Below are 13,036 nucleotides of genomic sequence, written 5' to 3'. Positions count from 1 at the left end.
AAGGGTTGCTGTTTCCCGGCAGTTCCTTCAATGTAGATAATGTAGGAATCGCGCTGTATGGAAGCGACCAAGAAGGAAATGGAAGCTATGCTGGAAGGTACAGTTAAGTGGTTTAACAATCCCAAGGGCTATGGATTCATCCAGGCTCAGGACGCCACTGAAAATCAAGACGTACTCATACATTACTCCGTTATTGAAATGGACGGCTTCAAGACGTTGAAAGCCGGACAGCTTGTGCAATTTGAAATCGGTCAGGGACCCAAGGGGCTGATAGCCACTCGTGTCGTTCCTGGTGGTGGAGAAAGCGCAGGCCAGGGCACAGAGACTTCCCGGGAAGAATCCCTGCCAGCCTGACAACTCTTGTCAATCAGGTTGAGAGCGTTGAGAGTGTCACCCAAATCTTTGCCTTGTCAAAGATCTGTGGGTGACATAAGCCTGACGGGGATTTGAAACGGAAGCCGGAAGCCATTAAATAGCGATCTTAGACCGCTATTTCTTCTGTTTCCGTCACGTCTTCCGTCACTTCTTCCGTCCCTTCTTCAAAGTGACGTTCTGGCTGATTGTTACCCAGAATCATCTCCGCTGCTTTTTCAGCGATCATGATCGTAGGTGCATTGGTATTCCCACTGATAATGGTTGGCATAATTGAAGCGTCAACCACTCGCAAACCCTCCAGCCCATGAACCTTCAAACTGTTATCGACGACAGCCATATCATCAGACCCCATTTTGCAGGTTCCCACCGGATGATAGATCGTATTGGCGTTATCTCTTATATAAGACTCAAGTCCATCATCCGGCACATCGGAACCCGGCAGATACTCTTTCCCCGCATAACGGGACAACTCAGGTGACTGAATAATCTCCCTCACTCTTTTAACACCGCGTACCAGACAATCCATATCTGCCTGTTTTTCCAGAATATTCAGCTCAATCTCAGGTTTATCTTTGGGGGAGGCACTTTTGAGGGTTACACGACCCCGACTATCGGGCCTGAGGACACTGACATGAACCGTAAACCCATACTGGAGGTATCTGGATAATTTACGACCATGGTCTTCCACAAGGGCAGGGATAAAATGCAGTTGCAGATCAGGTCTTTCGACTGCCGGTGAAGATTTTATAAATCCGCCCGACTCGGCAAGACTGCTGGCCAGAAAGCCTTCTTTTTTACGGAGGTATTTCACGCCTTCCCCGATACCTCTGGCCAAACCCCGCGGTCTGGCAAAAGCCATTGAGGATGCCGTCTTGTCATTAGCAAGAACAGTAACGTCAGGGTGCTCCTGAAGGTTTTCACCAACGCCTGGCAGCTCATGCAAACAATCAATAGCGTGGGGCTCCAGTTTATCTCTGGCACCAATGCCTGAAAGCAGCATAATCTGCGGGGAGCCAAATGCTCCGGCGGAAAGAATCACCTCTTTTCGGGCAAAGAGTTTTCTTCGGGTAATACCTCGAACGACTTCAATCCCTATGGCCCTTTTTCCTTCAAGGATAACCCTGGCAGTGTGACTGTTGGTCATGACCGTCAAATTCGGTCTATCCATAACAGGGTGCAAATAAGCAGCCGCTGAACTGCACCTTTGTCCTCCTTTCTGTGTCACCTGATACCAGCCTACACCTTCCTGATCAGCTCCATTAAAGTCCGGATTGTCTTTTTCCCCGACTGCTATCGCTCCCTTAATAAAAGCCTCACTTAAACAGTGCCGACTTCTGGGGTCAGCAACATTCAATGGGCCACCGATGCTATGCCGTTCAGAAGCACCTCTTTCCTGATTCTGAGATTTCAGAAAATAGGGTAAAACATCATCGAAAGACCAGCCTTCATTTCCCAAGGCTGCCCATTGATCATAATCCTCTTTTTGCCCCCTGATGTAGAGCATGGCGTTGATGGAGCTACTCCCTCCCAGCGTTTTTCCCCGGGGACAATAAACATCCCGGTCATTAACCGTGGACTGAGCCAAAGCATTTAGCTGCCAGTTATAAAAGCTAAAGGGCACAGTGATCACCATTCCGACAGGCGTATAAATCAATGGCGACTTATCACTGCCTCCCGCTTCTACCAGGCAAACCTGATGGGCAGGGTTCTCAGACAACCGGTTGGCCAGAACACAGCCTGCTGAGCCACCTCCCACAATGATGTAGTCGAACTCTGTCATAGTACTCACTTTCTTCTTGTTGGCGTTTTTCAACTTATGGCTGCTGAAGCAGTTTCCACTCTGGTAGATTATCATAACTGTGATCACAATAACTGTCAGACTCAAAGCTGGCTAATCCGTAAACGAGGTATTTCTGTGCGATTTGGTATTGATGTGGGTGGCACCAAAACCGAAATTGTGGTGCTTTCCGATAGTGGGGAAATGATTCATCGGGAACGACAGTCCACCCCGGATAATTACCCTGACTTTCTCGATAGTATTCAGGCATTCATTCACACCACTGAAGCACACTACGGGCAGGCCAGTAATCTCGGTCTCTGTTTGCCGGGCGCTATCAGTCCTGATACTGGCCGTATGAAAAATGCCAACACCCTTTACCTGAACGATCAGACCGTTGCTGAAGATCTTGAGCAGCAACTGGGCAGAACCGTCAAACTGGCTAACGATGCGGATTCCTTTACGCTGTCAGAAGCGACCGATGGCGCGGCAGCCGGTGCCAAAAGCTGTTTTGGTGTCATTATCGGGACCGGCTGCGGCGGCGGACTGGTGTATAACGGTCAACTGATTCAAGGACCCAATGCCATTGCCGGTGAGTGGGGACACAATCCTCTGCCCTATTACTCTGCCATCATCGACGGTCCGGACCAACACTGTTACTGCGGTCGCAAGAACTGCATCGAAACCTTTGTCTCCGGCACCGGAATGGCCAAACGTTTTCGTGAAGCCTATGGTTACAGCCCACAGGAAATACCTGATGCAAAATCAGTGATGGCAAGAGTGAAAGACGCCGACCCACTGGCTGTAAAGCACTTCAATCATTATATTGATGCACTGGCCCGTGCGCTGGCCGGTGTCATCAATATTGTCGACCCAGAAGTTATTGTCCTGGGAGGGGGTATGTCGAATATTCAGGCACTTTATACCGAGCTTGCCAATACCGTCCCACGGTATGTTTTTTCCGATCAGCTGAACACCCGGATCGTACCCGCGAAACACGGTGATTCATCCGGGGTCAGGGGAGCAGCCTGGCTGTAGCTGGGCTGTTACCAGCCAATACAATGATTACACATTTTTCACCTACTTCATTTTCATTATTGCTGCATTCGTAGTCTATGTCTCCGCCCCGGTGAACTAAGTCCTCGAGGTTAGTAAAAACAAAACCGCTATTTTGTTCATAAAAATGTGTTTCTTTCGTGCCTTCATCAGGAGAGGAAACACTATAGCCCGGGGTTGAAGACCGACCAATATCAAGTCCACCACCTGAATATTTCATTTCACAATCATTGTCATTCAACTGTACGACCATACTTGTACGCCCCGGATCGCGATGCCAAACCAAACCCTTGATATTTTCAGGTGCCCAGGAAAACCCTTTAAACCTGTCAGGATTGATTAGGGGATAACGCACTATATAAAACTGTATCTTTTCTACCTCATTATCTGACCAGCCTAATGAAGCAGCCATTTTTTCCAATGCCTGACAGCATAGCTCTTTAACGGATTCTGAGCTAGTGTGAATAATTTTTTCCTTAAATGCCTCCTTTTCTTTTATCTTGCCATCTTTATCAAAATGACTGATTAGTATTTCCCCTACGGGATGCATTTGAATAATACTCCGTAGATTTTTTTTAACAAGCCCTATAGACATAAAATCAAAAACATCATTCTTAGGAAGGTCAAGTGACAGATATTCAGATTCCAGATTTTCAAAACAACTACTAATGTATTTTTTTTCAAACTCACTACCTATAAAATCCACATCAAACAATCGGCGATCCTTGCCTATTTCTTCATTGACCTTTTTTAAAAGATTTTCATCAAACACATGATCTACCTTAATGAATTTATCACCATATTTTATATTTTCATCAACGGCTTTTTCCCCTACAACCGATGGATTGGCACCATCAGCCGACGGTTCAAGCATGAACATAGCGAATGAACTTAAGAATCTCATATGCAACTTGTACAGTTCGTTATCCAAAGACAATTGACCCGCTTTTATCCTCTTTTCGAAAGTATGGGTTAATGCTCTCAAAAAACCGGGCTCTACTGAGCGTTCCGATAATTCTGTCGATTCTGGAACATTGGACAGGCTGTTTTTAAAAGAATCGCTCTGTTGAGGTGATGAGGCTGATTCAGGATTAGACGACATTGCCAGATGGGCATTCATGGCATGATAAAGTAAATGCCCGGCTCCCATTCGAAGCAATGACATAAGGTCATTGATATGATCTTGCCTCCAGATTTTTTGTGACGAAATAGCCATGGCCAGATTGTCTGATGTTGTACTGAGGGCCAGTGAAAACAGGTCCTCTGAATGCTGGCTTGAGTCAGTGAGCAGTAAAAAGCCCGGATGATGGGTAAAAACATCATGATCAGAGTAAACCAGTCGTGATACCGGATTATTCTGACGACTGCCCAGGCTGATAACCGCAGCGCCTTTATCACTCTTTAAAACATCGGTAAAAGAGGGTGAAAAAACTACCCCTTCAGTGATACCCCCTGACACTGAATTTTCAATGGTCCGGTTAATAGCCTTTAAGGTTTCTACATGAAAAAGGCTGTAAACTTTGTCATCTTCAAATTGTGAGCAGAGGGTTGTGAGCGTCTGCAGATCCCACTGAATGTCCGCTTCAGTATCAACAGGCAGGTTAATGTCCTCAAAAAACTGATCACCACTGATCCTCAGTTTTAGCAGGTTATTATTATCCTGAATCTGGACAGTCAGTTTATCCACACGATTGTCAGAAAGCGTTTGATATAAGTGGGCCCATTCTGGAATATCATCGGGGAGATCAATATCATCATTATTACTCAGTACATTGATTTCCAGAAACGGCTTTTGATCTTCGGGGAATACAACCTGCTGATAATAATGACTGGCCAGCCATGGGTGCTCAGGGTAGACAGGCATGAATCCTTTGCGGGGAAGGTTCGCGTCACAGGCAAGGATTTTGTTTTCTCGGTCGACATAGTCAGACACAGTAGTGGTCAGATAATTAAAATAAAAATTCAGGTTGAGCAGTGTAAAAGATGTCCTGATCAGAGACTCCACTGTCACTGCCGATGCTGTGAAAAAATTCGTTATATAAGAATGGGCGCCTGATTGCTGTTTGAGAAACACATCTCCGGCGGTAACCATGTAGTAAGGTAAAAATAAAATAACAACAAAAGATGCAGAAGTACTCAGTGAGTCTAACACTTGTCGTACGATTGTATAGGAATCCTGTTGCACCAGCAGGTGAGTCTGTGCTTTTGATAAATGAGGTATTCCCTGGCTTGAAATAGCAGTACCTACTGGATTTTCATTGACGTTGATGAGTGTTTCAATATTTCCACTTGCAGCTAATGAAAGCGCAGTCAAAAATAAAATCAATGTCAACCTTATGGCTATATTATTCACTGTTAAATTGTCCCAAATTTTCTATTGTTTGGTTTGGCCAAAATTATTGTAGGCGAGAGTAACTTTTTCGCAATTTAGAAAAAAAAGACACCCATTAGAAAAAAAAGACACCCATAGATTTGCTTTACCAAAAAGAAAAAAAGACACCCATAGATTTGCTTTACCATCCACCTGGTCTAGAAAAAAAAGACACCCATAGATTTGCTTTACCATCCACCTGGTCTACTTTTCACCTATCATTGATTTTTTGCCCAGACAGGTGAGTTCATGGCCCAAGCTCGTAATACCTTGATTGACCCCGGCTCAACGCCTTATTACCACTGCATGGCGAGATGTGTTCGTCAGGCTTACCTCTGTGGAGAGAACCACCTGACTGGCAAGAACTACGAGCATCGCCGTCAGTGGGTTGTGGATAAACTCCGGGAACTGGTTTCAGTCTTTGCTATCGAAGTCTGTGCTTACGCTGTCATGTCGAATCATTATCAGAAACCTTTTTGTTTTCAAGGACAAAATACGGACGTTGCCCTTCCCTACCTTCTTCACGACTATCTGGAACTGGTTGACTGGAGTGGCCGCACTGTCAGGACAGATAAGAAAGGTTCTATCCCGTCGTGTACCCCTCCTATTCTTCAAAGATTGGGAATTGATCCGGATGAATGGCTGAAAACCATGCAATGGAATAATCGTTTTTATCGGGCAGTTGGCCGCCTGGAAGCGATGAAGAACTTCGCACTTGAAGCTGGACAGAAGTGGCTTCAAGGCTTAAACGTCTGTAGCCGTTTGTATCAGACAGGTTAACGTAGTAGTCAGTTAAAAAATTAAACTTCTTCTCTTTATCCCTCCTCGACTTTAAGTCGGAATGACTTTTTGTGGTCTGAATCATAGCCTGAGCAGCCTCTGTTTATCGAATGATTCCGTTTGGCTTGATGATAGGCTACTTGAAGATGGTTTTTTAGATTCTTTTTTGGGAATACAGTTTTTGGATGTCTTATTTTTGAGATTTTTTATGGGTGTCTTATTTCGAGTCTTATTTCGAGTCCTGGGAGGTGGTATGTCGAATATTCAGGCACTTTATACCGAGCTTGCGAATACCGTCCCACAGTATGTTTTTTCCGATCAGCTGAACACCCGGATCGTACCCGCAAAACACGGTGATTCATCCGGGGTCAGGGGAGCAGCCTGGCTGTAGCTGGGCTGTTACTTGCGACCAGTCAATACAACCATTACACATTTTTCTCCTGCTTCATTTTCATTGTTGCTGCATTCGTAATCTATATCTCCGCCCCGGTGAACTAAATCCTTGAGGTTAGTAAAAGCAAAACCGCTATTTTTTTCATAAAAATGTGTTTCTTTCGTGCTTTCATCAAGTATGCCTAAGGGTGTAGACCGACAAATATCAAGTCCACCACCTGAATATTTCATTTCACAATCGTTGTCATTCAACTGTACGACCATACTTGTACGCCCCAGGTCGCGATGCCAAGGCAAACCCTTGATATTTTCGGGTGCCCAGGAAAACCTTTTAAACCTGTCAGGATTGATTAGGGGATAACGCACTATAAAAAACTTTATCGGTTCAACCTCATTATCTGACCAGCCTAATGAAGCAGCCATTTTTTCCAATGCCTGACAGCATAGCTCTTTAACGGATTCTGAGCTGGTGTCAATAATTTTTTCCTTGAATTCTTTCTTTTCTTTTATCTTACCATGTTTATCAAAATGACAGATTAGTCTTTCCCTTATGGGGTGCAATCGAATAATAATCCGTAGGTTTCTGTTAACAAGTTCCATAGACACATCATCAAAAATATCATTGTCAGGAAAGTCAATTTTCAGATCTTCAGATTCCAGCGTTTCAAAATAACGACTCATGTATTTTTGTTCAAAACCACTACATATAAAATCCACATCAAACAATCGGCGGTCCTTGCCTATTTCTTCGTTGACCTTTTTTAAAAGATTTTTATCAAACACATCATTTACCTTAATGAAGGTATCACCAAATTTTATATTTTCATCAACGGCTTTTTCCCCTAAAGCCGATGGATTGGCACCATCAGCCGACGGTTCAAGCATGAACATAGCAAATGAACTTAAAAATCTCATATGCAACTTGTACAGTTCGTTATCCAAAGACAATTGACCCGCTTTTATCTTCTTTTTGAAGGTATGGATTAATGCTCTCAAAAAACCGGGCTCTACTGAGTGTTCCGATAATTCTGTCGATTCCGGAACATTCGACAGGCTGTTTTTAAAAGAATCGCTCTGTTGAGGTGATGGAGCTGATCCAGAGTTAGACGACATTGCCAGATGAGTATTCACGGAATGATAAAGTAAATGCCCGGCTCCCATTCGAAGCAATGACATAAGGTCATTGATATGATCTTGCCTCCAGATTTTTTGTGACGAAATAGCCATGGCCAGATTGTCTGATGTTGTGCTGAGAGCCAGTGAAAACAGGTCCTCTGAATGCTGGCTTGAGTCAGTGAGCAGTAAAAAGCCCGGATGATGGGTAAAAACATCATGATCAGAGTAAACCAGTCGTGATACCGGATTACTCTGACGACTGCCCAGGCTGATAACCGCAGCGCCTTTATCACTCTTTAAAACATCGGTAAAAGAGGGTGAAAAAACTACCCCTTCAGTGATACCCCCTGACACTGAATTTTCAATGGCCCGGTTAATAGCCTTTAAGGTTTCTACATGAAAAAGGCTGTAAACTTTATCATCTTCAAATTGTGAGCAAAGGGTTGTAAGCGTCTCCAGATCCCACTGAATGTCCGCTTCAGCATCAACAGGCAGGTTGATGTCCTCAAAAAACTGATCACCACTGATCCTCAGTTTTAGCAGGTTATTATTCTCCTGAATCTGGACAGTCAGTTTATCCACATGATTGTCAGAAAGTGTTTGGTATAAGTGGGCCCATTCTGGAATATCATCGGGGAGATCAATATCATCATTATTGCTCAGTACATTGATTTCCAGAAACGGCTTTTGATCTTCAGGGAATACAACCTGCTGATAATAATGACTGGCCAGCCATGGGTGCTCAGGGTAGACAGGCATGAATCCTTTGCGGGGAAGGTTCGCGTCACAGGCAAGGATTTTGTTTTCTCGGTCGACATAGTCAGACACAGTAGTGGTCAGATAATTAAAATAAAAATTCAGGTTGAGCAGTGTAAAAGATGTCCTGATCAGAGACTCCACTGTCACTGCCGATGCTGTGAAAAAATTCGTTATATAAGAATGGGCGCCTGATTGCTGTTTGAGAAACACATCTCCGGCGGTAACCATGTAGTAAGGTAAAAATAAAATAACAACAAAAGATGCAGAAGTACTCAGTGAGTCTAACACTTGTCGTACGATTGTATAGGAATCCTGTTGCACCAGCAGGTGAGTCTGTGCTTTTGATAAATGAGGTATTCCCTGGCTTGAAATAGTAGTACCTACTGGATTTTCATTGACGTTGATGAGTGTTTCAATATTTCCACTTGCAGCTAATGAAAGCGCAGTCAAAAATAAAATCAATGTCAACCTTATGGCTATATTATTCACTGTTAAATTGTCCCAAATTTTCTATTGTTTGGTTTGGCCAAAATTATTGTAGGCGAGAGTAACTTTTTCGCAATTTAGAAAAAAAAGACACCCATTAGAAAAAAAAGACACCCATAGATTTGCTTTACCAAAAAGAAAAAAAGACACCCATAGATTTGCTTTACCATCCACCTGGTCTAGAAAAAAAAGACACCCATAGATTTGCTTTACCATCCACCTGGTCTACTTTTCACCTATCATTGATTTTTTGCCCAGACAGGTGAGTTCATGGCCCAAGCTCGTAATACCTTGATTGACCCCGGCTCAACGCCTTATTACCACTGCATGGCGAGATGTGTTCGTCAGGCTTACCTCTGTGGAGAGAACCACCTGACTGGCAAGAACTACGAGCATCGCCGCCAGTGGGTGGTGGATAAACTCCGGGAACTGGTTTCAGTCTTTGCTATCGAAGTCTGCGCTTACGCTGTCATGTCGAATCATTATCATGTGGTTTTGCACATCAATCAGTCATCTGCCAAAGGCTGGTCACGGAACGAAGTGCTTCATCGTTGGACAACCTTATTCACAGGTCCGCTTCTGGTGCAAAGGCATCTGGCCGCTGACAAACTGGGCAGCGCTGAGCTGGCCCATATCGATGAATATGCTGAAGAATACCGGCGTCGTTTAACCGATATCAGCTGGTTTATGCGTTGCCTAAATGAATACCTTGCTCGTGAGGCCAATAAAGAAGACGAGTGTAAAGGGCGCTTCTGGGAAGGTCGCTTTAAAAGTCAGGCATTGCTGGACGAAGCAGCATTGCTGACTTGCATGACTTACGTTGACTTGAATCCGATTCGGGCTGGAAAGGTAGAAACACCCGAAGAGTCCGACTACACGTCGATTCAGGAACGAGTGGAGCAGATTGCACATTCTGAGACCAAAAAGCAGCCTCTGACCCTAAAACCTTTTTGTTTTCAGGAACAAAATACGGAGGTTGCCCTTCCCTACCTTCTTCACGATTATCTGGAACTGGTTGACTGGAGTGGCCGCATTGTCAGGACAGATAAGAAAGGTTCCATCCCATCGTGTACCCCTCCTATTCTTGAAAGATTGGGAATTGATTCGGATGAATGGCTGAAAACCATGCAATGGAATAATCGTTTTTATCGGGCAGTTGGCCGCCTGGAAGCGATGAAGGCTTACGCACTTGAAGCTGGACAGAAGTGGCTTCAAGGCTTAAACGCCTGTAGTCGTTTGTATCAGACAGGTTAGCGTAGAATTCAGTTAAGAAATTAAGCACCTTCTCTTTATCCCTCCTCGACTTTAGGTCGGAATAAGTTTCTGTTGTCTGAATCATGGCCTGAGCAGCCTCTGTTCGTATAATGGTTCTGTTTGGCTTGCTGATACGCTACTTGAAGATAGGTTTTCAGATTCTTTTTTGGGGGTGTAGGTTTTAAATGTCCCATTTTTATTTGTTGGTGCCTTATTTTTTGGTTATGGGTGTCTGATTTTTTTTATTTTTTCTGATTTTTATGGGTGTCTAATTTTCTTGTGCTTTCTATGGGTGTCTGATTTTCTGAGAGAGCCCGAAACTGAAAACCACCCTGCCCACCATTCAGAAACAAGGCTCTCTGCTGTCAAAAAAGGTCAGTATGGCCTGAATTGCAGGCTCTACCTCAGCTATCCTGGGTGCGGGGATGCAAAGCAGGTCTAAGAATCAAAGAAGCCAATGGCGGCAGAGTCAGGGAGCAACTCTGTTCAAAACCGTGGCAGGCCTCGTGAACGGTTTTAATCCCTTTACCTGGCGCTACACCACTGCCGCCCAACTCTTTTGAGTCGGTATTCAACAGCAGTTTGTATTTTCCAGCTACCGGAACACCCAGTCTATAATCATGCCTCACGGTTGGCGTCATATTATGAATGACGATCAGAGGATGATCCTGCTTGTCAAAGCGCACATAAGCCAAAACACTCTGATCCCGGTCATCAGAAACCAACCATTGAAAACCCGACTCGGAACAATCCAGCTCATAAAGCTCCGGACAAGTCTGGTAAAGCTTATTCAGTGTACGGGTCAGCTTTTGAATACCTGCATTAGGTGACTGACTGTCGTCCAACAGCTCCCAGTCCAGCGCCTTATGGTGATTCCATTCATTCCAGCTGCCAAACTCACAGCCCATAAACAACAGCTTTTTGCCGGGATGAGTGTACATAAAGGTAAGATAGGTTCGGAGGTTGGCAAACTTCTGCCAGTCATCTCCGGGCATTCGGGTCAGTAAAGTGCCTTTTCCATACACCACTTCATCGTGGGACAGGGAAAGCACAAAATTTTCACTCCAGGCATACACAGTGCTGAATGTGATCTTGTCATGGTGATGTTTACGGTGGATCGTTTCCTCTTTCATGTATTCCAGGGAATCGTGCATCCATCCCATATTCCACTTATAACCAAACCCTAATCCATTGTCGTACACAGGCCGGGATACGCCTCCAAAGCTGGTAGACTCTTCAGCAATGGTCATTGCCGTTGGAAAACGCTGATAAATAGCCTGATTCAGTCTTTTCAGGAAGGCAATGGCTTCAAGGTTCTCATTGCCACCATGAATATTAGGCTCCCACTCTCCGTCGTTTCTTGAGTAATCCAGATACAGCATGGAGGCCACCGCATCAACCCTCAACCCATCTATATGAAACTCGTCCAGCCAGAACAGGGCGCTGCTGATCAGAAAATCCTGAACCCAGGGACGGCCAAAATCATAGATACAGGTTTTCCAGTCTGGATGCCAGCCTCTTCTGGAGTCTGGGTGCTCATAGAGTGAAGTGCCATCAAACTTCGCCAGACCATGGTCATCATTGGGGAAATGGGCCGGCACCCAGTCCAGAATGACACCAATGCCTGCCCGGTGGCATTGATCGACGAAGTATTTGAAATCGTCGGGACTGCCATAGCGACTGGTAGGAGCAAACATACCAACAGTCTGGTACCCCCAGGACTCATACAAAGGGTGTTCAGCCACCGGCATAAGTTCGATATGGGTGAAGCCTATCTTTTTGACGTAGGGAATCAGCTTTTTCGCCAAAGCCCTGTAGTCCAGCGGCTCATTCTCCGCTGTTCTCTGCCAGGAACCCGGATGCACTTCATAAATCGACATAGGTTTGTCGTATAACTGACCACGGCTATTCAGCCAGTTTTCATCCTGCCAGCCATATTTTTTTTCATCGTGAACGATAGAAGCCAGCCCTGGCCACTGCTCAGCATAACGACCAAACGGATCAGCCTTCAGTGGCAGGCAATGACCCTGGGCATCATGGATTTCATATTTATAGAGAGCGCCTTCATCCAGCCCCGGTATAAACAGTCGCCAGATACCATCATCAGCACTGGCCATAGGATGCAGACGACCATCCCATTGATTGAAGTCTCCGACCACACTGATTGAACGGGCATTGGGTGCATAAACCCTGAATAACACCCCCTGAACCTGACGGCGGGCATTAAAACGGTGGTTCAGCAGCTGCGCCCCTTGATAACGGTACAGCCCGTCGTAGTCTATGCCTTCTTCCCTCAAAACATATTCGCCAAACTGGTAGGGATCATAGATTTTTTGACTCTGACCCGATTCGGAATCACCTGGATTCAAGTCAATAGACAACTGATAATTAAAACGCTTTCGACGACGGGGAAATGCTAATTCAAACAGTCCCGAACCGGACCTGACCATGGAACCCAGCGGCTTGCCCGTTGGGTATTCTGTAACATCAATTTTATGAGCATCAGGACGCCAGACTCTTAAAATCAGGCCCTTACCCGATGGATGCTCATGCAAGCCGAGAAAACTGAAGGGGATGGCACAATGCGCATGCAGCAGTTCCTGCTCACGATCAAACGCAAACCCTGATACAACAGACGATGGTTGAACAGCTATGGTCATAGTTTTCTC

9 protein-coding genes are annotated in these 13,036 nt (G+C 45.0%); 5 read left to right on the top strand and 4 right to left on the bottom strand.

Annotated features, from left to right (window positions below):
• The first annotated feature begins 57 nt into the window (after positions 1–57).
• On the top strand, positions 58–354 hold the full coding sequence (locus tag K7B67_RS01845) for a cold shock domain-containing protein (RefSeq protein ID WP_346658248.1): 297 nt from the start codon (positions 58–60) through the stop codon (positions 352–354).
• A gap of 127 nt (positions 355–481) precedes the next feature.
• Here the strand turns inward: K7B67_RS01845 and K7B67_RS01840 are convergent, their stop codons facing one another.
• Positions 482–2,260: a choline dehydrogenase gene (locus tag K7B67_RS01840; protein ID WP_252178668.1), complete on the bottom strand. Its 1,779-nt coding sequence runs from the start codon at positions 2,258–2,260 to the stop codon at positions 482–484.
• A 30-nt stretch (positions 2,261–2,290) separates the two neighbouring features.
• Here K7B67_RS01840 and K7B67_RS01835 point away from each other — a divergent pair, with 30 nt between their 5' ends.
• Positions 2,291–3,190: an ROK family protein gene (locus K7B67_RS01835; protein WP_252178667.1), complete on the top strand. Its 900-nt coding sequence runs from the start codon at positions 2,291–2,293 to the stop codon at positions 3,188–3,190.
• On the opposite strand, the gene K7B67_RS01830 is transcribed toward K7B67_RS01835, so the two are convergent.
• Positions 3,168–5,561, bottom strand: coding sequence for a hypothetical protein (locus K7B67_RS01830; RefSeq protein WP_252178666.1), 2,394 nt, complete (start codon positions 5,559–5,561; stop codon positions 3,168–3,170). The genes K7B67_RS01835 and K7B67_RS01830 overlap by 23 nt on opposite strands.
• Before the next feature lie 267 nt (positions 5,562–5,828).
• On the opposite strand from K7B67_RS01830, the gene K7B67_RS01825 reads away from it, so the two are divergent.
• Together K7B67_RS01825 and K7B67_RS23965 are read left to right on the top strand one after the other, a co-directional pair.
• Positions 5,829–6,359 (top strand): hypothetical protein, encoded by a 531-nt coding sequence (locus K7B67_RS01825; RefSeq protein ID WP_252178665.1) that lies wholly within the window; start codon positions 5,829–5,831, stop codon positions 6,357–6,359.
• Positions 6,360–6,420: 61 nt separating this feature from the next.
• A complete protein-coding gene (locus K7B67_RS23965; protein WP_346658247.1) occupies positions 6,421–6,750 on the top strand; it encodes an ROK family protein in 330 nt (109 codons plus the stop codon).
• An 8-nt stretch (positions 6,751–6,758) separates the two neighbouring features.
• On the opposite strand, the gene K7B67_RS01815 is transcribed toward K7B67_RS23965, so the two are convergent.
• A complete protein-coding gene (locus tag K7B67_RS01815) occupies positions 6,759–9,116 on the bottom strand; it encodes a hypothetical protein (RefSeq protein WP_252178663.1) in 2,358 nt (785 codons plus the stop codon).
• A 267-nt stretch (positions 9,117–9,383) separates the two neighbouring features.
• Between K7B67_RS01815 and K7B67_RS01810 the strand changes: the two genes are divergently transcribed.
• On the top strand, positions 9,384–10,367 hold the full coding sequence (locus tag K7B67_RS01810) for a transposase (RefSeq protein ID WP_252178662.1): 984 nt from the start codon (positions 9,384–9,386) through the stop codon (positions 10,365–10,367).
• Positions 10,368–10,771: 404 nt separating this feature from the next.
• On the opposite strand, the gene glgB is transcribed toward K7B67_RS01810, so the two are convergent.
• Positions 10,772–13,027, bottom strand: a complete 2,256-nt coding sequence (gene glgB / locus K7B67_RS01805) for a 1,4-alpha-glucan branching protein GlgB (protein ID WP_252178661.1) — start codon at positions 13,025–13,027, stop codon at positions 10,772–10,774.
• Between the last annotated feature and the right edge of the window lie 9 nt (positions 13,028–13,036).

Source organism: Endozoicomonas sp. 4G, from assembly GCF_023822025.1.
GTDB lineage: Bacteria > Pseudomonadota > Gammaproteobacteria > Pseudomonadales > Endozoicomonadaceae > Endozoicomonas_A.
This window is presented reverse-complemented; position numbering and strand designations above follow the sequence as displayed.

Bases quoted from the DNA above. Each gene is read 5' to 3' on its own strand.
- K7B67_RS23965 (WP_346658247.1), top strand. From the start codon at position 6,421: ATGACTTTTTGTGGTCTGAATCATAGCCTGAGCAGCCTCTGTTTATCG.
- K7B67_RS01825 (WP_252178665.1), top strand. From the start codon at position 5,829: ATGGCCCAAGCTCGTAATACCTTGATTGACCCCGGCTCAACGCCTTAT.
- glgB (WP_252178661.1), bottom strand. From the start codon at position 13,027: ATGACCATAGCTGTTCAACCATCGTCTGTTGTATCAGGGTTTGCGTTT.
- K7B67_RS01810 (WP_252178662.1), top strand. From the start codon at position 9,384: ATGGCCCAAGCTCGTAATACCTTGATTGACCCCGGCTCAACGCCTTAT.
- K7B67_RS01845 (WP_346658248.1), top strand. From the start codon at position 58: ATGGAAGCGACCAAGAAGGAAATGGAAGCTATGCTGGAAGGTACAGTT.